We start from the raw sequence: 19,161 nt of genomic DNA on the forward strand, positions 1-19,161 counted from the left end.
GATGCTTTCTTTACGGCCAGTTCTGAGTTGTGAACCGAGTGCGGCGCGTCTCTGTTATAAAAACGCGCCGCAAAAGCCGCGCAACCCATTCATCCAAACTTACGCGCCAGCCGTCCGGTTCTTCGGTTTCAAACTTGCCGACCACTTCATCGCCGGCAGTTCGATCAGCCGGTAGAACACATACGCCACCGGTATCGCCACCAGCATAAAACCGAACGACGGCCAGATCGATTCCTGCAGCGCCGAGCGATACAGCAGCGACGACAGCAGCACGAGGATCGGCAGATGGATCAGATAGAGCGAAAAGCTGAAATCGCCAAGGCGCGCCAGCACACCCGCTAGCGGCGAAGGTGTCGCACGACGCTCAAGGGCCTTGAAGAGATAGACCGCGAAACCGAGCGACCACAACTGGAACGCACCGTACTGGCCGAAATGAAACGCCGCGCATCCTGCGATTACGAGTCCTGCTGCAATCGCATACAGCCACTTCGACGCAGCCTGGCCAGTTCTCTTCGCGATGGCGGCGCTTGCCTTGGAGTCGGCAATCCATGCGCCGAGCGTCCAGGAGAACCAGTACGACGTGAAAAACTGAATGTCATGCCGTTCAAGCACACAAGCCGACACCACGTTGATCAATGCTACCGCAACCAACACCGGCGTCATGCCAATCCGGCGCCGCAGCGCGAACAACAACGGATAGATGACATAGAACTGCACTTCAAGCGACAGCGTCCAAAGTGCGCCATTCGACCCATAAGTCTTGCCCGCGACGCCCTGCAGCGAAAACAGATTGACGAGGAACGCATGCAAGCCGATCTCGCGCACTTTGTGATTGACGGGTGGCAACTGCAGACTCACCCAGTCCAGCGCCAGCGTCAGCAACAGCGCCGCGAGCAGCACCGGATAGATCCGCGCAAACCGGCGTGCCCAGAAATTGGCGGTATCCAGTTGGTAGGCGGGGTTTTGCGCCAGCTTGAACGCCGCTCCGCGATGGATGCAATACCCGCTTATGACGAAGAAAATCGGCACACCAGCCGAGCCCCACGCTATGGGCAGCGTCAGATAGGCGACGATCGAGCTGAAATTGAGCGCATGACCGACACTCTCGTGAAAGCTCTGCATGCCCACCCACGCAACCTGGCGGCAATGAAAATAAGCAACCAGCAACGCGGCAAAGCCGCGCATCGCATCAATGACGTGTTCCTTGCCAACGGTGTCCACCCGCGTTTCGACACGTTCCACACGCGCCGTGCGCTGCGGGCGCCGGTCAAAGGGTAGGGATGTGCCGGTGGCATCGAAGGCTGGGTCGCTCATGCGCGGTCCTTTTACATACGTGAAATGGGCTTGCGGGTCTAGCCAGGAGCGGCATTGACAAAACATTCGCTCGCGCGCACTCCGGCCGCACGATCATCGTAGTTCAGTGGGCAAGCAAATAATTGAATAAAAAATCGTTGTTAAATACTGTTTTGCCGCCGAATTTGTGACGATTTGTAATCAAAAAATGAAGCGAGCCAATGCGCGAATTATTTGCCGTTTTTTTCATGATAGTTTGACGCTCTGATTCTTCTAACCGAGGTGGAGCCATGAACCTGCATCTGCTCGCCGGCATTGCCGTGCTCCTGATACTGGTGGCTGCATCGGCTTATCGCGAGGCGCTGCGTAACGAGCCGATCGGTCGCGTCCGGATCAACCCAGCCAGGATGCCGCCTGTCGACGATAACGAGGAGGAGGTGCCGCAGGCTTCTTCCTACGGGCGCTCGCCCTAAGCCTCAATGAAATCTGGGCGTGTGAGCAAGCGTAAAAGTTGTGCCGCAGCGTCGGCACACGACGAAATCGTTGCCTGCCAATCCATTCGAAAAGAATAAGCCAGAGCCTGAGAAATTTTTTTAAAAATATCGGCTTTAATTTTATCGAAAGCTGAATTAGATTTTAGAAAGATCCGTATCCGATTATTTCGCCGCCTGTGAGGCGAATCACACCAGTTCAACAACCGATGTGGGAATGCATACCATGCTGAAAGTCACCAAAGCCGTGTTTCCGGTCGCAGGTCTCGGGACACGGTTCCTGCCGGCCACCAAGGCCAGTCCCAAGGAGATGCTGCCCATCGTCGACAAGCCTCTGATCCAGTACGCTGTGGAAGAGGCCATCGCTGCTGGCATCACCGAGATGATTTTTGTCACTGGCCGCAGCAAGCGGGCGATTGAAGATCACTTCGACAAGTCCTATGAGATCGAATCCGAACTGGAAGCGCGCGGCAAGGCGCAATTGCTCGAACTCGTGCGCGGTATCAAGCCGGCAAACGTCGACTGCTTTTATGTGCGTCAGGCCGAGGCGCTCGGCCTCGGTCACGCGGTCATGTGCGCTGAGAAACTGGTGGGCGACAGCCCGTTCGCTGTGATGCTCGCCGACGACCTGCTGCACAGCACGCAGCCGGTCATGACGCAGCTCGTCAACGTCTTCAACCACTATCATAGCTCGGTGGTGGGCGTGGAAACCATCGCGCGTGAAGACAGCCGCTCGTACGGCGTGGTGGACGGCCGCGAGTGGGAAGAAGATGTGATCAAGCTCTCAGGTATCGTAGAGAAGCCGGCGCCGGACAAGGCCCCGTCGAATCTTGGTGTGGTGGGCCGCTACGTGTTGATGCCGACCATCTTCAAGCATATCCGCGCGCTCAAGCCGGGTGCTGGCGGCGAACTGCAACTGACCGACGCGCTGCAGTCGCTGCTCGCCGAGGAACAGGTGCTGGCCTACCGGTACTTTGGCACCCGCTTCGATTGCGGCAGCAAGCTCGGCTATCTGAAGGCGACCGTCGAATTTGCGCTGCGTCATCCGGAAGTGAAAGCGGATTTCGAGGAGTATCTGCAGAGCTATCTGCCGGTCCATCTCACGGCCGCTGCGGCTTGAATGCTGAGGCGAGCAGGGTACGGACGTCGTCGTCGGTCGTTTCGTCGAAGTCCCGATAGAACTGTCCGACGCTGAAAAACATGCGCGGCGTCATTGCACAGACGTATTCGTCGATGGCGTCGCCCAGCCTTGCTCGTCCATCGGGTGGCGCGACGGGCAGCGCCACCACAATCTTCGCCGGCGCGCGGCTGCGCAAGGCGCGTACTGCCGCGTGCAAGGTGGCGCCGGTCGCCATGCCGTCGTCCACCACGATCGCGATGCGCGCGGTTACGTCTGCTGCTGGGTGTTCAGCGCGGTAAAGGGTTTCGCGCCGCGCCAGTTCGAGCCTGGCCTCGGCGAGCACCCGTTCGAATTCGGGCTCGCTGACGTCGGCTTCGCGCATCAGCCGGCGATCTACGTAAAGCGCGCCGCCCGAGGCAAGCGCACCCATCGCCAGTTCTTCCTGCCATGGCACGCCGAGCTTGCGCACCATCAGCAGATCGAGCGGCGCCTTTAGCGCGGCAGCAACCTCAAACGCCACGGGCACACCGCCGCGCGGTAACGCGAGCACAATCACGTCCTCGCGTTTCGCATACGCTCGCAGAAGCTGGCCGAGCGCTCGGCCAGCTTCCATGCGATTGGCGAAAATGCGGTCCATGACGTGCGACTACGCGAAGCTAGCCCCAATGCATCAAGCCTTCTTCACCTCGAGCCGGAATTTGTGCAGCAACGGCTCGGTATAGCCGCTCGGCTGTTGACGCCCTTCATACACCAGCGCACACGCCGCCTTGAACGCGAGCGAAGCATCGAAATCCGGCGCCATCGGCTTGTAATGAGGGTCGTCCGCATTCTGCTGATCCACCACCTTGGCCATACGCTCGAACGTTTCCTGCACCAGTTCGCGCGTCACCACGCCGTGATGCATCCAGTTGGCGATGTGCTGGCTGGAGATACGCAGTGTTGCGCGGTCTTCCATCAAGCCGATGTTGTTGATGTCCGGCACCTTCGAACAGCCGACGCCCTGGTCGACCCAACGCACCACGTAGCCGAGAATGCCTTGCGCGTTGTTTTCAACTTCCTGACGGATTTCGTCAGCGTTCCACTTCGCGGCTTCGACCACCGGAATGGTCAGCAGGCCATTGAGCAGTTCGTCCCGCACGCTCGTCAGATCGATTTTTTCCAGATCCTTCTGCACCGCCTGCACGTCCACCTGATGGTAGTGCAGCGCGTGCAGCGTGGCGGCGGTCGGCGAGGGAACCCACGCGGTATTGGCGCCTGCCTTCGGATGAGCGATCTTCTGCTCAAGCATCGCGTGCATCAGATCCGGCATGGCCCACATGCCCTTGCCAATCTGTGCGCGGCCGCGCAGGCCAGCGGCGAGACCCACCAGCACGTTGCTTCGCTCATAGGCGCTGATCCAGGCGGTGGATTTCATATCGCCCTTGCGCAGCATCGGGCCGGCTTCCATCGCGGTATGCATCTCGTCACCAGTGCGGTCGAGAAAGCCCGTGTTGATGAACGCCACGCGTTCCGACGCCTGCGCGATGCACGCAGCGAGGTTCACGCTGGTGCGGCGCTCCTCATCCATGATGCCCATCTTGATCGTGTTGCGCTCGAGTCCCAGCAGGTCTTCGACACGGGCAAACAGTTCGCTCGCAAACGCGACTTCGGCAGGGCCATGCATCTTCGGCTTGACGATATAGATCGAGCCGGTGCGCGAGTTGAGCTTGTGCTGGCGATCATGCAGCGCGCACAGCGAGGTAATGACCGCGTCGAGGATGCCTTCCGGAATCTCATTGCCGTCGCGATCGACCACCGACGGGTTGGTCATCAGATGGCCGACGTTGCGGATAAACAGCAACGAGCGGCCATGCAGCTTCACGTTCGAGCCATCTGCGCCGGTATATTCGCGATCCGCGTTCAGACGCCGGGTAAAGGTCTTGCCGTTCTTCGTGACCTCTTCGGCGAGGTCGCCGTTCATCAGGCCGAGCCAGTTGCGGTAGAGCTGAACCTTGTCGTCTGCGTCGACCGCTGCCACCGAGTCTTCGCAATCGATGATCGTGCTCACTGCCGCTTCCATCAGCACGTCCTTGACGTGTGCGGCATCAGTCTTGCCAATCGAATCGTTGGCGTCGATCTGGATCTCGAAGTGCAGGCCGTTGTGCTTGAGCAGTACAGCAGACGGCGCACTCGCTTCGCCGTGATAGCCGATAAACTGCGCCGGTGTTTTCAGCCCCGTGCTACCGCTCTTCAACGTGACGACCAGCTTGCCGCCTTCGACGCTATAACGTGTGGCGTCCACGTGCGAGCCGTTTGCGAGCGGCGCGGCTTCGTCGAGAAATTTGCGGGCATAGGCGATCACCGCGGCGCCGCGCACCGGATTGAACGCTTTTTGCTTCTCGGCGCCACCGGTTTCGGGAATCGCGTCCGTGCCGTACAGCGCGTCGTACAGACTGCCCCAACGCGCATTGGCAGCGTTGAGCGCGTAGCGCTGGTTCGACAGCGGCACGACCAGTTGCGGGCCGGCCTGTTCGGCGATTTCGCGGTCCACGTGGTCGGTCGTGGCGTTCACGCTGGCGGGCACCGGCACGATATAGCCGATGCTTTCGAGGAAGCTGCGATAAGCGGGCAGATCGCGCACCGGTCCCGGGTGGGCGCGGTGCCACTGATCGAGTTCGCTTTGCAGGCGATCGCGCTCGGCCAGCAGTGCGCGGTTCTTCGGAGCGAGGTCGTGCACGAGCGCATCGAACCCGCTCCAGAAGGCCTTGCTATCGACACCGGTGCCCGGTAGGGCCTCCTGTTCGACAAACTGGAAGAGATTCGCGGCTACCTGCAGTCCGCTTGCCTTGGTCATCTGAGTCATGGACTGCTCCATCTGTTTTGGCTGGGCCGATGTGGGGTCACCGGCCTTTGCGTCGTTTTGCTTCGGTGTTGATTGACTGCCCGTCTGCGCTGTTTGCTGCGTTGACTGTTGCGCGGTTCGTTGCGGTGTTGCGCTCACTGCTCTGCGGTTGGTTGCCGTGGCTGACGGCATTCAACCGTTGAGCTTCACCCGTTGAGCGCGGTGGCACCCGCCTTGGCGACCTGCGCGTCCTGATCCGCCTTCACACCCGATACACCGACCGCGCCAATCACCTGGCCGTCGACGATCACCGGCACACCGCCTTCGAGCGTGCCTGCAAGCGGCGCGCTCAGAAACGCGGTGCGGCCGCCATTGATCATGTCTTCGTACTGCTTCGATTCGCGCCGGCCCAGTGCGGCCGTGCGTGCTTTCTCCGTGGCGATGTAGGCGCCGATTGGCGCGCAGCCGTCGAGCCGCAGCAGGGCAAGCAGGTGGCCGCCATCGTCGACCACTGCGATGGCGACGGCCCATTTGTTCTTCTCGGCTTCGGCGCGTGCGGTGTCCAGAATCTGCGTGGTTTCGGCAACGCTCAGCACGGATTTCGTCAGCATAATGAATTTCCTGTTCAGGTTGAGGGTAGTAATTCTTCGATACGTTCGATTCTTTGACGCACTGGGCACCGCCCCTGGACCCACTCGTGCCACCACGCTGTAGCTGCGTGGATATCGCGCTGCAAGGCGGGCTGAAGAGGGCGTTCCGCTTCAAAACGGTGCAGGCGTGCCGCCGGTCGAGGACTTGCCTTTACGTCGTGTGGCTTAATTTTACGACCAAGCGCCGTCGGAGGTACCACAAACTGCACCCGGTCTGGTGAGTTGGGCATAATGCGCTCGAGATCGCAAATTCGGCTGCCGCGTTCTTTTATCAGGCTCTGGTCAATCGACTTTGAAAGGCGCTTACCATGTCCCGCCCCTCACATTCCATTTCAGCGTTGCCACCCACAAGCCTCGTCTACAGCTTTGGGTTACGTGTGCTGCACTGGCTTACCGCATTGTGCATGTTCGTCATAATCCCCGTTGCGTGGTACATGACGACAATGGACCGGCATGACCCGACGCGCGGCAGCTGGGTGAATTTTCACAAGTCGATCGGCCTGACCATCTTGCTGCTGACCCTGATCCGCGTTTTTACGCGGCTATCGGGCACGGCGCCACCGTTGCCGCAAAGCATTCCGGCTTTCGAGCAGACACTCGCGCATATCGGTCATGGGCTGCTGTATGTGATCCTGTTCGCCATGCCGATCAGCGGCTATATCAACTCCTATGGCGGGGGCCATCCTGTGAACTGGTTCTGGCTGTTCCAGGTGCCCGCCGTGGTGCCGCAGGATAAGGCGTTGGGCCACCTCGGTTCGCGCATTCATTACTGGCTCGCGTTCCTGACCTACGCGCTGATCGCGGGACATGTGCTGGCAGTCGTGTACCACCAGTTGATCCAGCGTGTCGACGTGCTGGGACGTATGACGGGACGGGCGGCGAAGCGCTGAGTGGTCAAGCCGGGATGAGCGCGTGTGCGCTGTCATGGCGGTCTGTGTGGACGCTGCTTGCCGGGCGAAAGCGCCGGCGCGGCCCCAAACGGCTTTTTTTGCGGCGACGCGGGGCCGTTTACAATCGGTCTCTGGTCACTTCCATGATTCCGTGCTCGCCATGCCCTCCATTAGCGGTCTTTATGTCTACCCCATCAAATCGTGCGCTGGTATCGCGTTGACTGCGGCGCGGCTCCTGCCCACCGGCCTTGAATACGACCGCAACTGGATGGTGACCGACCCGGCCGGACGCATGCTGACGCAACGCAGCCATGGCCGGCTTGCGCTCGTGAAAGTCGCATTGGGCGAGCGTGAGCTGATCGTGTCGGCGCCCGGCATGGCCGAATTGCGTACGCCGCTAGCCATTGGCGAGCTGGAGGCAGCGGAGCGCGTCACCGCCACCATCTGGGACGATACCGTGCAGGCGTTTGATACGGGCGCGGACACGGCAGCCTGGTTTTCCGCGTTCCTTGGCGAACCCGCTCGGCTGTTGCGCTTCGATCCTTCAGTGCCGCGGGTCGCGGACCTGCGCTGGACGGGCGAAATTCAGGCCACCGCACAGTTTTCCGACGGCTTTCCGCTACTGGTGATCGGCGAGGCCTCGCTTGAGGACCTGAACGCGCGGCTTAACGGCAAGGGCGCGCCGTCGGTCCCAATGAACCGCTTTCGGCCCAATCTGGTGCTAGCAGGTCTGGACGCCTACGAAGAAGACTACGTGGAGCGCGTCACGATCCTGCCGCATGTGGTCGTGGAAGAGGCGGTGCAGCTGAACCTCGTCAAACCCTGCGCGCGGTGCCCGATTCCCACCCTCGACCAGGCTACTGGCGCGCCCAATTCCGACTGGCCAAACGAGCCGTTGGACACGATGGGCGCCTATCGCGGCAACGCGCGGCTGGGCGGCGCGTTGACATTCGGGCAAAACGCGATCGTTGCCGCGGGCGAGGGCGCACTGCTCTCGCTCGGCCAGGCCGTCGAAGCGGAGTTAGGCTTCGGCGATTGACCGTGCGGCATCCCGCGCACGAAGCGGCAAGGGTATCAGCGTGACGTGGCCCGCAATCTTTGACTAGACTGAAAGCGCAGCCTCGTGTGCGAAGTCCAACCATCGAAGGAAACGCCATGTCGACGATCAGCGTTGAAAGTTTGAAGCAACTGTTTCCCGCCGCCGACACGATTGCCCCCGACGTTCGCCTCGCAGCGCCGATTCATCAGCGCGTGTCACTCGTCAACGGTGAGTTGAGAAGCTGGGATGGCGCCTGCAAGACCGTGCTGTCGCCGGTCTGCGTGCAGCAGGCCGATGGCGAGGTGGCGCAGGTCGAGATTGGCAGCTATCCGGTGATGGGCGCAGCGGAAAGCGACGCCGCGCTGGACGCCGCCGTGCAGGCTTACGACTCAGGCCGCGGCGAATGGCCAACCATGACCGTAGCCCAGCGCATCGACTGCATGCACGATTTCATCAAGCGCATGGTGGCGCAACGCAGCCTGATCGTGAATCTGATCATGTGGGAGATCGGCAAGAGTCTCGCGGATTCGCAAAAGGAATTCGACCGCACGGTCACGTATATGCTCGCCACCATCGACGCCCTCAAAGAGCTCGATAACAGCAGCTCGCGCTTCGTGATCGTCGAGGGCACGATTGGGCAGATCCGTCGCACGCCGATTGGCGTCGTGTTGTGCATGGGACCGTATAACTATCCGCTCAATGAAACGTTCGCGACACTGATCCCGGCGCTCCTGATGGGCAACACGGTCGTTTTCAAGCCACCTCAATACGGCACCTTGCTGTTCTACCCGCTGCTCGAAGCGTTTCGTGACGCTTTCCCCAAAGGCGTGATCAATACCATTTACGCGCCTGGCGCGGTGGTGGTGCCGTACATGCTGGCCTCCGGAAAAGTCAGCATCCTGGCGCTGATCGGATCGAGCAAGGTGGCGGACCATCTGAAGAAACAGCACCCCAAGTCGCACCGGCTGCGCGCGGTGCTGGGGCTCGACGCCAAGAATGCCGCCATCGTCCTGCCGGATGCGGACCTTGATCTTGCCGTCAAGGAATGCGTGCTCGGCGCGCTATCGTTCAATGGACAGCGTTGCACGGCGCTCAAGATGCTGATTGTGCATCGCTCCATCGTCGATCAGTTTCTGCAGCACTTTAGCGCGGAACTGGCGAAGCTGAAGGTTGGCATGCCGTGGGAGCCAGGCGTGTCGATTACGCCATTGCCTGGCATGCATCGCACCGCCTATATGACCGAGGCGATCGACGACGCGAAAGCCAAAGGTGCGCATGTGATCAACGAGGGTGGCGGGGTGTTCTGCAAGACGCTGTTTTATCCGGCGGTGGTTTATCCCGTCACCGAAGGCATGATGCTGTACCGCGAGGAGCAGTTCGGACCGATCATCCCGGTCACGCCTTTCGACGATCTCGATGCTGCGCTGGACTATGTCACGACCTCCGAGCATGGCCAGCAGGTCAGTATCTTCGGCTCGGATCCAGCCGTGATCGGCGAGCTGGTGGACCCGCTCGTCAATCAGGTGTGCCGCGTGAATATCAATTGCCAGTGTCAGCGCGGGCCGGATGTGTTTCCGTTTGCGGGGCGTAAGGATTCGGCGGAAGGGACCTTGTCTGTGACCGATGCGCTGCGGGCGTTTTCGATCCGTTCAATGATTGCAGCCAAGCAGACGGAAAGCAGCAAGGCGTTGCTCGATGCGATCGTGACCGGGCACACGTCGAAATTCATCAACACTGGCTTTATTTTCTAGGCGGGAGGGCGCCGTGAGGGCCGGTGTTGAGTCCCGGTGGTTAGTGCGGCTAACTTGCGCCCCTCATTTACGCTCGGAACAAGCGTAACAGCAGACCGAATGCGCCTAGCGCGATGGCGAGCGCAACGATGGTGACAGGCAGCGTCAGCAAGACCACCCAGAGCGTGCGATGCGAAGTGCGGGCGTCCCGCGCGGTCGGGAGCGTGTTCGATGCCCGGCTTTCAGATTCATTCATCAAGGCTCGTCCGTTCAGGTGCGCCTGCGCCGAGGCAAGCCGTAAATGCGAGCGCGAGACGCCCCATGCGTGAGCGTACTGCGCCGTAATTTTTGCAACGTACGACGTGAAGCTTAAACCACATTGACCGATTGGGTACGGCTAGCCGTGAAGCGATGTTTGCGCAAGCGCTGCAGACTTTGCCGTGCCGGGAGTAAAGGACCCGTGGTGACCGATTCAAGCGAAGGCGTGCCGGTTCAATAGCTCATGATGGCACCGCAGATTGCTTGCGCACTCAAGCTTTCTTTAAGCCTCCTTTAAGGTACGGCGCATACATTGCCAGCTTGCCGCGGACTTTGGTCTCCCCCGGATCAAGTTCTCGGCGCCCCCTGTAGCACCTCGTCAGTCACGTCCAGTTGTCCCAGGCCTTTGCTTCGGGTCAACCTTTGCAGGCCCGGCGCACCGCCGGGCCTTTCTTTTGGCGCAGCACGCCTGATAGACAGGTAGCCAGCACGCAGCGCCATCAATGACTGATGGTTTCGAGCGCCAGCCCGCGCGTCGACGGTCCTAGCAGGATCATGCAGATTCCCACCAGCATCGACACGCCGATGAATACCGCTACGCCAGCCACGCCATAGCCGTGCAGAAGAACGCCAATGGCGAGGCCCGCAAATGCTGCCGAAATCCGGCTCCACGAATAGACAAAGCCGATCGCTCGCGCTCGTACGCGGGTGGGAAACAGTTCAGCCTGATAGCCGTGGTAAGCGTAAGACATGATGTTGGATGCGAGCGTGAACAGCACGCCGAGAACGATCAGTAGCGTCGGCGCGGACACCTGCGAGAACAGCGCAATGACCACCGCCATCGTCATGAGGCCACCAATGATCTGCGTCTTGCGCTCCAGCTTGTCGGCAAACCATACGCCGATAAGCGGGCCGAACGGATTGGCAATGGCAATCACGAACGCATAGCCGAGGCTTGCCGTGACGTGGATGCCGCGATGGATCAGCAGCGTCGGCACCCACGCGGCAAAGCCGTAGAAACCGATTACCTGTGCCATGTTGAAGATTGACAGGATGATCGTGCGGGTCCGATAGCGCGGCCCGAAAATTTCCTTGTACGAGCCCGTGCCTCTCTGCTCGGGTGACACCGCTTGCGGCGCGAGTAGCGCGACGCCTTTTTCGGCTGTGACGCGGCGTTCGATCTCCGCGACAATTCGCTCCGCTTCTTCCAGCCGGCCGTGACGGGCGAGCCAGCGCGGACTCTCAGGAATCCTGCGCCGCAGAATCCAGACAATGACCGCCCCGACCGAGCCGATCAGAATCACGACGCGCCAGTATTCGAGGCCAAACGGATGCGTACCTTTGAGCGCATAGGCAAGGAACGCGACCAGCGGCACCACCGAGAAGGTGATGAACTGGTTGACCGCGTAGGCGCGGCCGCGCTCGCCACTGGGGATCAGCTCTGAAATATAGGTGTCGATGGTCACCAGCTCCACGCCGATCCCGATGCCGGCAATCAGGCGCCAGATATCGAGCGCGAAGCCCGAAGTCTGGAACGCCATGATGATGGTGCAGACCATGTACCAGAGCAGCGACCAGGTGAAGACGACGCGGCGCCCAAAGCGATCGGCGACGAAGCCGAACGCCACCGTGCCGATCCACAGCCCTGCGAAGGTGGCGAACACGAAGGTGCCGAAACCCGCCACCGCGAGCGGCTGCAAGACCGCGAAGAAGCCGAGCGATTCAGGCTTGAACAGACCCGATTCCACCATCCCCGGCGCGACGTATCCCGTGAAGAACAGGTCGTAAAACTCGAATACGCCACCCAGCGAGATCAGGATCACCATGGTCCAGACAGTGCGTGAGGGCGGCAGCCGGTCAAACCGGGCAGCGATTTCGGCTGCCTTTTGTGTGGACATGAGTGCCTCTTCTTTTAAAGATTTTGTAAGTTAAGCGCCTGGGGAGTTCCTCGCACGCAGGAATTTCGCACGCTGCACCCAGTGCGGGCAATGCGTGCGAACACCGAGGCATGAGGAAAGCCTGCCTGATTCGCGAATTCGGATGAAACGAAAATGACTCCATAAATATTCTAGCTGTTGCCTGTTTGTCTCAATACGGGCGCCTATACTTTGCACAGACGCGCCTCACTGGCGCGTCATATCTGGCTCAAATGCACACGATGACGCGATTTACCGCACCGTGATGCCTTGAATATTCGCCCGCCCATGACAGCCTCCGAAGACGAAGAGAAAACCCAGCTCCCGTGTTATCGCAGCGGCGCGGCGGCACGCCTCGCGCGCATGCCGGTCACGACGTTGCGTATCTGGGAGCGGCGCTACGCAGTCGTCGCGCCGCCGAAAACCCCCTCTGGCCAGCGCCTGTATTCGTCGCAGGATGTGCGACGGCTGATCTTGCTGAAAAAGCTCGTCGAACGCGGTCACGCGATCGGCTCGATTGCGAAACTGGAACTCGACCAGCTCGACCGGCTAGCACTCACCTATGCCGAGGCAGCTTTCCCGCCGGACCCGACCGACAAGGTGTCGGAGTCGACGCTGGTAATCGTCGGGACGTCGCTCGCGCGCCGTTTGCGCAGCGATCTGCCGCAGCTCCAGGCAGCGAGCCAGCCGCGTCTTACCGTCTTCGACGACATCAAGGACGCGCAGGCGCACGATCTGAAAGCCGATGCGCTGGTGATTCACGTGGCCTCACTACAGGATGACGCCGTGCAGGCGGTGCTGGCGCTGGGTGAGAAGTACCACGCCAAGGTGGTAGCCGTCGTGTATGCATTCGGCACGGAACACAGCGTGAATTCGCTGCGCTATGCCGGTGTGCGGGTTTATCGTGAACCACTCGAGAAAGACCTTGCGTTGCAGGTGCTGCACGATCTGTCGCCGCTGCAGCAGCCGCGCGACGCCATGGAGATTTACGCACGCACGCCGCGCCGCTATTCCGATGAAACGCTGGCGGCGATTGCGGGTGGGTCGTCGACGATTTCCTGCGAGTGTCCACGGCACCTTGCGGACCTGGTGCGGCAACTGTCGGCGTTCGAGCAATACAGCGACGACTGCCAGAAGCGCACGCCGGCCGATGCCGCGTTGCATCGCTACCTGGCGGAAGTGGCCAATCGCGCTCGCGCGATGTTCGAACTGGCGCTCGAACGCGTTGCGCGTGAAGAACGGTGGGCGCCGGAAGAAACCTGAATGTCAGTTGATCTGGATAACTGATCGTCTCGGGTCTGTGCCAAATGACATCGGCAAGGGATGCGTCTCCCACATGCCAGCGCCTTCCCCACGGTAGGCGCCTGGTCGCGCGTAAAAACGACGTCCTCGTTCATCCACGGGTATGATCACGTGACACGCAACCGCCTGTGGAGGAGCCCGTCCTATGAGCGCGCCTGAAGAAGTCGTATTTCTGCTCGATGTCGACAACACCTTGCTGGACAACGATCACGTGGTGGCGGATTTGCGCACCCATCTGACCGAGGAGTTCGGCGTCAAGAGCAGCGACCGGTACTGGGAAATCTTTGAAACCCTGCGCAGCGAACTGGGCTACGCGGATTACCTCGGGGCCTTGCAACGCTACCGGATGGAACGTCAGTGCGACACGCGGCTGATGCTGATGTCAACCTTCCTGATCGATTATCCCTTCCCAAGCCGTGTGTTCCCCGGCGCGCTCGACGCGCTGGCGCGTCTGCGCACCCTCGGCCCTACAGTGATTCTCTCGGATGGCGACGTGGTGTTCCAGCCCCGCAAGATCAAGCAGGCGGGGCTGTGGGACGCGGTGGAAGGGCGCGTGCTGATCTATGTTCACAAGGAACACATGCTCGGCGAAGTCGAGCAACGCTACCCGGCGCGGCGCTACGTGATGATCGACGACAAGCTGCGCATCCTCGCGGCCATGAAAGAGATCTGGAAGACGCGCCTGAAAACGGTCTTTCCACGCCAGGGCCACTACGCACACGACCCCGCCGCTCTCACGATGTACCCAGCGGCCGATGTGACAGTTGAACATATCGGCGAACTGGCTACCATGGATTTGGATGCGTTATCAGCTTAAGGCGCCGTGGAGGTGAAGGCCCGGGAGATTGCCGTTGCACAAGGCCGGTTAGCGGCTTGCGAAGCCCGGGAATTCGAGCAGGCGCGCGAGGCGTGTTCCTGATTTTCCCTCGCAGCTCCAGTGAACCCAGCAGTCGGCAGTCAGTCGTACTCTCTCGCGGGTTCCGGTGCAGGTCTGTCCTCGCGTTTGACACAAAAAAGACGCCTGCGCCCGCGACCATGGCAATACCTGAATGAATCCGCGGACATGCGCTATCAGCGCCTGTCCGTGCGCCCGTCCCGCGCGCCTCGGTGCGCCGGCAGTCCATATCATGGAGTGACCCGATGGCCGAAATCAGCACGAATGCCCCCGTCCCCGCATCCCCGCTCCCAACTCCACTGGATCCAGAAACGCTGCACAAAATGGATCGCTACTGGAGCGCCTGCAATTACCTCGCGGCCGGGATGATTTACCTGCGCGCCAATCCGTTACTGCGCGAACCGCTCAGGCCCGAGCACATCAAGCGGCGCTTGCTTGGCCACTGGGGCTCCGATCCCGGTCAAAGTTTCCTGTTGGTACACCTGAACCGCCTGATCAAAAAGCTCGATCTTAACGTCGTCTATATCGCCGGGCCCGGACATGGCGCACCTGCCACGCTCGCCAGCAGTTATCTTGAAGGACGCTACTCGGAAATCTATCCCGATCGTAGCGAGGACGAAGCCGGTATGCGGCGTTTTTTCCGGCAGTTTTCGTTTCCTGGCGGGATTGGCTCGCATTGCACGCCGGAGACGCCGGGCTCGATTCACGAAGGCGGCGAACTGGGATACAGCCTGTCTCACGGCTATGGCGCGGCCTTCGACAATCCCGATCTGATTGTGACTGTGATGGTGGGTGATGGTGAAGCGGAGACCGGCCCGCTCGCCACCTCGTGGCATTCGAACAAATTTCTCAATCCGGTTCGTGACGGCGCGGTGTTGCCTGTGCTGCATCTGAACGGCTACAAGATCGCCAACCCGACCATTCTTGCCCGTATTCCGCGTGACGAACTGGAGGCCCTCATGAAGGGCTATGGGCACCAGCCTTATTTCGTCGAGGGTCACGAACACGAAGAGATGCACCAGAAAATGGCCGCGACGCTGGAACATTGCATCAACGAGATTCGTGCGATCCAGCAGAAAGCGCGCGACGGTGGTCATGCCGAGCGGCCACGCTGGCCTATGATCGTGCTGCGCTCTCCTAAAGGTTGGACCGGCCCGAAAGAGGTCGACGGTCATAAGGTGGAGGGATCGTGGCGCGCCCACCAGGTGCCGATTCTCGACCCGGCCACCAACGAGGCCAGCCTGAAGCTGGTCGAGAGCTGGATGAAGGGCTACCGGCCAGACGAGTTGTTCGACGCCAACGGCCGGCTGATACCCGAGTTGCGCGAGATGGCGCCAGTCGGCGCGCGCCGCATCAGCGCCAATCCGCATGCTAACGGGGGACTGCTGTGCAAGGCGCTGGATATGCCGCCGTTTCGCGAGTTCGGCATCGCGGTGGCTGCGCCGGCTGCGAGCTACACGTCGCCAACCGAGGTGCTCGGCAAATTCCTCTGCGAGGTCATGCGCCGCAATATGGCGGACTTTCGCGTGTTCGGCCCGGACGAGACGGCCAGCAACCGCCTGACTGCGATTTACGAAGCCTCCGAGAAAACCTGGCTCGCGCAGACCGAGCCGAGCGATGCGGACGGCGGCGAGTTGTCCGTCGACGGCCGGGTGATGGAGATGCTGAGCGAACACACGCTCGAAGGCTGGTTCGAAGGCTATGTGCTGACGGGGCGCCACGGTCTCTTCGCGACCTATGAATCGTTCGTGCATGTGATCGATTCGATGTTCAACCAGCACGCGAAGTGGCTGGAAAAATCGAAGCTCGAACTCAGATGGCGCCAACCGGTGCCTTCTATCAATCTGTTGATTACGTCGCTAGTCTGGCGCCAGGATCACAACGGTTTTACCCACCAGGACCCCGGCTTTCTGGATGTGGTCACCAACAAAAGCCCCAACGTGGTGCGCATCTATCTGCCACCCGACGCCAATTGTCTCTTGAGCGTGGCCGACCATTGCCTGCGCTCACGCGATTACGTCAATGTGATCGTTGCTGACAAGCAGCCGCATCTGCAATACCTCGATATGGCCGCAGCAGTCACGCATTGCACGAAGGGCATCGGCATCTGGGATTGGGCCTCCACTGACCACGGCGCCGAACCGGACGTGGTGATGGCCTGTGCCGGCGACATTCCGACCATGGAGTCGCTCGCGGCCGTTGAGATTCTGAAGGAGAAGTTTCCCACCCTGAAGATCCGCTTCGTCAATGTCGTGGACCTGTTCCGCCTGATGCCGGATACCGAACATCCGCACGGCTTGTCGAACCGCGATTTCGATTCGTTGTTTACGACGCATAAGCCGGTGATCTTCAACTTCCATTCGTATTCGTCGCTGGTCCACAAGCTCACGTATAAGCGGGCCAATCACGACAATCTCCACGTGCATGGCTATCACGAGAAAGGCAACATCAACACGCCGCTCGAACTGGCGATCATCAACCAGGTGGATCGTTTTTCGCTCGCGATTGACGTGATCGACCGGGTACCTGGCTTGCAGGGCGTGGGGGATCATGTGAAGGAATGGCTGCGCGGCCAGATTATCGAGCATCTCGGGTACGCGCACGAAGAGGGCATAGACAAGGAAGAAATCCGCAACTGGACCTGGACGGGATAACGCGATGCCCAATACGTCACCCACATCAGACACGCAAACCATCCTTGTCCTGAACAGCGGTTCGTCGTCACTCAAATTCGGGCTGTTCAAGGCTGATCTGGTTGATCAAGGCGCGGCGGCGAGTGATGAAACGCTGTTGCTCGAGGGCAGTGCGGAAGGCATTGGCCGCGCGGATGGTCGTTTGCAGGTGAAGTCCGGCGACGGCAGCGTGCTCATGCAGAGCGCTCACGCAATGGGCTCGCAGACTGACGCGTTGTACAAGCTTGCCAGCGTGCTGGCGCAGCACGGTCATACGCGACCGGCGGCAGTCGGTCACCGGGTGGTGCATGGCGGCCCGCGTCTGCGGGAACATCAGCGCCTGACACTGGAAGTCAGACAGCAGTTGCAGGAGGCCGTGCATTTTGCGCCACTGCATATTCCGCCTGCGCTCGCGTTGATCGATCAGGCCAGCAAGATTTTCAGCGACGCGACTCATTTCGTCTGCTTCGACACCGCCTTTCACCGGACGCTGCCGCCGCGCGCCGCGCAGTTGGCCCTGCCGCGCCGCTATGCGCAGGCGGGCGTGATTCGCTACGGTTTTCATGGACTGTCGTACGAATCGCTGGTAACGCGCCTCGGTGACGAGATGCCCGCGCGTGCCGTATTTGCGCATCTGGGTAATGGATCGAGCTTGTGTGCGTTGCGCGATGGTGTGAGCGTCGACACCTCGATGGGACTGACGCCAACCGGCGGCGTGCCGATGGCCACCCGCAGCGGCGATCTCGATCCGGGCGTGCTGCTGTATTTGCTGCGCACCGAGCGGCCCGATGCGCAAACGCTCGAAACCCTGCTGAACCGCGAGAGTGGTCTCGCCGGCTTTACGCAAGGCGAGGGTGACATGCAGGCGCTCGTGAAGCGCAGCGCCGATGGCGATCAGGATGCCGAACTTGCCGTCGATGTGTTTGCGACGGCGGTACGCAAATACGTGGGCGCCTACGCGGCACTGCTCGGCGGCATTGACCTGCTGGTATTCGCCGGCGGCATCGGCGAGCACAGCGTTGAGGTGCGGCGACGCGTATGCAGTGGACTCGAATTTCTCGGTCTGCACGGGGATGATCCCGCTGGCAAGGTACGTACGATGCACACTGAGGAAGAGCGTCAGATCGCGCGCCATTGCCGGGCGTTGTTGCAGCAGGGTGCGCGTTGAGAGTGAGCGCCTCACCCAGTCACCATTGCCGCTTCCTTTTCCGAAACAGGTACTTCCTGCGCCCAGCCCGCGGTTCATGCGTCGCGGCACGTGCCTTGCTCGATTGTCGTTAGCGCTGCAGTCTCCGTACTGCCGCGCCGTTCAATCGACGCGGTCATGGGAGGCCAGATGCTCGACACACCTGTTCGTGCAGCGGATCACGAAGCGACGCGGCGTGGCAAGCGCGCCGTCGCAACCGCAATCCCTTGCGGGATCAATCATCAGGACTCTGTAAAAAATCCACTGGCGGCGCTCGAAGGTTTCCTCGCGGATGCCACGTTCGATCCGGCAGATCCATTGGCGCTGGGCGCCGTCCTCACGCAGATGGTCGAGCGTGGATACGACCGTTTGCCGTTGCCTGGCAGTGGGCGCACGGTGTTGCGCTGGCGGGCGTTGGCTGCTGTCGCGGCCTGCGATCTCGGTCTCGTTAAACTGTTCGAAGGCCACACCGATGCGCTGGCGATTCTCGCCGAACTGCATGGGCACGCCGCGCAAGGGGGGGTGAAAACAGGCTCCCGCTGGGGCGTATGGGCAGCCGAGGCACCCGACGCTCGCCTCGTCGCGACTCAGGCCGACCACGGCAACGGCGACGGCTGCGAAGGCGACGACCGCGGGGGCGGGGCGCTTCTGCTCAACGGTACGAAGGCGTGGTGTTCGGGCGCACGCGTGCTTAGTCACGCGCTCGTGACCGCATGGATGGACGATCAGCCTGTCCTTGTCGCCGTTGAACTGAAGCAGCCGTCGATCTCAATCTCCACCGCGCATTGGCAGGCCGTGGGAATGCGCGCGACGGAAAGCGGCGATGTTCATTTCGATGCCACGCCTGCGCAGCAGGTGGGCACGCCGCACGCCTATGTGAGACGCGCCGGTTTTTGGC

The 19,161-nt window shown here is 60.9% G+C and carries 16 protein-coding genes; 10 read left to right on the forward strand and 6 right to left on the reverse strand.

Annotated features, from left to right (window positions below; all coding sequences use genetic code 11):
- Positions 1–99 precede the first annotated feature (99 nt).
- Complete coding sequence (locus tag WCA85_RS32190) at positions 100–1,314, reverse strand: acyltransferase family protein (protein ID WP_424069282.1); 1,215 nt, start codon at positions 1,312–1,314, stop codon at positions 100–102.
- Between the two features lie 269 nt (positions 1,315–1,583).
- Here WCA85_RS32190 and WCA85_RS32195 point away from each other — a divergent pair, with 269 nt between their 5' ends.
- Together WCA85_RS32195 and galU are read left to right on the forward strand one after the other, a co-directional pair.
- A complete protein-coding gene (locus tag WCA85_RS32195) occupies positions 1,584–1,766 on the forward strand; it encodes a hypothetical protein (RefSeq protein WP_424069284.1) in 183 nt (60 codons plus the stop codon).
- Positions 1,767–2,010: 244 nt separating this feature from the next.
- A complete protein-coding gene (gene galU, locus WCA85_RS32200) occupies positions 2,011–2,904 on the forward strand; it encodes a UTP--glucose-1-phosphate uridylyltransferase GalU (RefSeq protein ID WP_424069286.1) in 894 nt (297 codons plus the stop codon).
- On the opposite strand, the gene WCA85_RS32205 is transcribed toward galU, so the two are convergent.
- The 3 genes from WCA85_RS32205 to WCA85_RS32215 all read right to left on the reverse strand — a co-directional run bounded on the left by WCA85_RS32205 (position 2,885) and on the right by WCA85_RS32215 (position 6,336).
- Complete coding sequence (locus WCA85_RS32205; protein WP_424069288.1) at positions 2,885–3,541, reverse strand: phosphoribosyltransferase; 657 nt, start codon at positions 3,539–3,541, stop codon at positions 2,885–2,887. The genes galU and WCA85_RS32205 overlap by 20 nt on opposite strands.
- A gap of 33 nt (positions 3,542–3,574) precedes the next feature.
- A complete protein-coding gene (locus WCA85_RS32210; protein WP_424069290.1) occupies positions 3,575–5,746 on the reverse strand; it encodes a malate synthase G in 2,172 nt (723 codons plus the stop codon).
- 185 nt (positions 5,747–5,931) lie between these two features.
- Complete coding sequence (locus tag WCA85_RS32215; protein WP_424069291.1) at positions 5,932–6,336, reverse strand: heme-binding protein; 405 nt, start codon at positions 6,334–6,336, stop codon at positions 5,932–5,934.
- 347 nt (positions 6,337–6,683) lie between these two features.
- Between WCA85_RS32215 and WCA85_RS32220 the strand changes: the two genes are divergently transcribed.
- The 3 genes from WCA85_RS32220 to WCA85_RS32230 all read left to right on the forward strand — a co-directional run bounded on the left by WCA85_RS32220 (position 6,684) and on the right by WCA85_RS32230 (position 10,055).
- A complete protein-coding gene (locus WCA85_RS32220) occupies positions 6,684–7,265 on the forward strand; it encodes a cytochrome b (protein WP_424069293.1) in 582 nt (193 codons plus the stop codon).
- Between the two features lie 160 nt (positions 7,266–7,425).
- The gene (locus tag WCA85_RS32225; RefSeq protein WP_424069295.1) at positions 7,426–8,304 is read left to right on the forward strand and encodes an MOSC domain-containing protein; all 879 of its coding nucleotides are present in this window, start codon (positions 7,426–7,428) and stop codon (positions 8,302–8,304) included.
- Positions 8,305–8,420: 116 nt separating this feature from the next.
- Entirely contained in the window at positions 8,421–10,055 is a 1,635-nt protein-coding gene (locus tag WCA85_RS32230; protein ID WP_424069297.1) for an NADP-dependent glyceraldehyde-3-phosphate dehydrogenase, read from the forward strand.
- Positions 10,056–10,122: 67 nt separating this feature from the next.
- Here WCA85_RS32230 and WCA85_RS32235 read toward each other — a convergent pair whose 3' ends face one another.
- On the reverse strand, positions 10,123–10,290 hold the full coding sequence (locus WCA85_RS32235; protein WP_424069299.1) for a hypothetical protein: 168 nt from the start codon (positions 10,288–10,290) through the stop codon (positions 10,123–10,125).
- Between the two features lie 502 nt (positions 10,291–10,792).
- Positions 10,793–12,190 carry an MFS transporter gene (locus tag WCA85_RS32240; RefSeq protein ID WP_424069301.1) on the reverse strand — a complete coding sequence of 466 codons (1,398 nt, stop codon included), beginning with the start codon at positions 12,188–12,190 and terminating at the stop codon, positions 10,793–10,795.
- Positions 12,191–12,496: 306 nt separating this feature from the next.
- On the opposite strand from WCA85_RS32240, the gene WCA85_RS32245 reads away from it, so the two are divergent.
- The 5 genes from WCA85_RS32245 to WCA85_RS32265 all read left to right on the forward strand — a co-directional run.
- On the forward strand, positions 12,497–13,471 hold the full coding sequence (locus WCA85_RS32245) for a MerR family transcriptional regulator (RefSeq protein ID WP_424069303.1): 975 nt from the start codon (positions 12,497–12,499) through the stop codon (positions 13,469–13,471).
- A gap of 184 nt (positions 13,472–13,655) precedes the next feature.
- Positions 13,656–14,327 (forward strand): HAD family hydrolase, encoded by a 672-nt coding sequence (locus tag WCA85_RS32250; protein WP_424069304.1) that lies wholly within the window; start codon positions 13,656–13,658, stop codon positions 14,325–14,327.
- A 401-nt stretch (positions 14,328–14,728) separates the two neighbouring features.
- The gene (locus WCA85_RS32255; protein WP_424069310.1) at positions 14,729–17,059 is read left to right on the forward strand and encodes a phosphoketolase family protein; all 2,331 of its coding nucleotides are present in this window, start codon (positions 14,729–14,731) and stop codon (positions 17,057–17,059) included.
- A 4-nt stretch (positions 17,060–17,063) separates the two neighbouring features.
- Complete coding sequence (locus tag WCA85_RS32260; protein ID WP_424069306.1) at positions 17,064–18,245, forward strand: acetate/propionate family kinase; 1,182 nt, start codon at positions 17,064–17,066, stop codon at positions 18,243–18,245.
- 168 nt (positions 18,246–18,413) lie between these two features.
- Positions 18,414–19,161: acyl-CoA dehydrogenase family protein (locus WCA85_RS32265; protein ID WP_424069308.1), on the forward strand; the 748-nt coding region annotated here is incomplete at its 3' end.

This window comes from Paraburkholderia sp., assembly GCF_049581445.1.
In the GTDB taxonomy this organism is placed as follows: Bacteria; Pseudomonadota; Gammaproteobacteria; order Burkholderiales; family Burkholderiaceae; genus Paraburkholderia.

What these genes read in the sequence shown, in the direction of transcription:
- WCA85_RS32195 (WP_424069284.1), top strand. Translation starts at nt 1,584, where the DNA reads ATGAACCTGCATCTGCTCGCCGGCATTGCCGTGCTCCTGATACTGGTG.
- WCA85_RS32255 (WP_424069310.1), top strand. Translation starts at nt 14,729, where the DNA reads ATGGATCGCTACTGGAGCGCCTGCAATTACCTCGCGGCCGGGATGATT.
- WCA85_RS32225 (WP_424069295.1), top strand. Translation starts at nt 7,426, where the DNA reads ATGCCCTCCATTAGCGGTCTTTATGTCTACCCCATCAAATCGTGCGCT.
- WCA85_RS32215 (WP_424069291.1), bottom strand. Translation starts at nt 6,336, where the DNA reads ATGCTGACGAAATCCGTGCTGAGCGTTGCCGAAACCACGCAGATTCTG.
- WCA85_RS32190 (WP_424069282.1), bottom strand. Translation starts at nt 1,314, where the DNA reads ATGAGCGACCCAGCCTTCGATGCCACCGGCACATCCCTACCCTTTGAC.
- WCA85_RS32205 (WP_424069288.1), bottom strand. Translation starts at nt 3,541, where the DNA reads ATGGACCGCATTTTCGCCAATCGCATGGAAGCTGGCCGAGCGCTCGGC.
- WCA85_RS32240 (WP_424069301.1), bottom strand. Translation starts at nt 12,190, where the DNA reads ATGTCCACACAAAAGGCAGCCGAAATCGCTGCCCGGTTTGACCGGCTG.
- WCA85_RS32260 (WP_424069306.1), top strand. Translation starts at nt 17,064, where the DNA reads ATGCCCAATACGTCACCCACATCAGACACGCAAACCATCCTTGTCCTG.
- WCA85_RS32210 (WP_424069290.1), bottom strand. Translation starts at nt 5,746, where the DNA reads ATGACTCAGATGACCAAGGCAAGCGGACTGCAGGTAGCCGCGAATCTC.
- WCA85_RS32250 (WP_424069304.1), top strand. Translation starts at nt 13,656, where the DNA reads ATGAGCGCGCCTGAAGAAGTCGTATTTCTGCTCGATGTCGACAACACC.
- WCA85_RS32220 (WP_424069293.1), top strand. Translation starts at nt 6,684, where the DNA reads ATGTCCCGCCCCTCACATTCCATTTCAGCGTTGCCACCCACAAGCCTC.
- WCA85_RS32245 (WP_424069303.1), top strand. Translation starts at nt 12,497, where the DNA reads ATGACAGCCTCCGAAGACGAAGAGAAAACCCAGCTCCCGTGTTATCGC.
- WCA85_RS32230 (WP_424069297.1), top strand. Translation starts at nt 8,421, where the DNA reads ATGTCGACGATCAGCGTTGAAAGTTTGAAGCAACTGTTTCCCGCCGCC.
- WCA85_RS32235 (WP_424069299.1), bottom strand. Translation starts at nt 10,290, where the DNA reads ATGAATGAATCTGAAAGCCGGGCATCGAACACGCTCCCGACCGCGCGG.
- galU (WP_424069286.1), top strand. Translation starts at nt 2,011, where the DNA reads ATGCTGAAAGTCACCAAAGCCGTGTTTCCGGTCGCAGGTCTCGGGACA.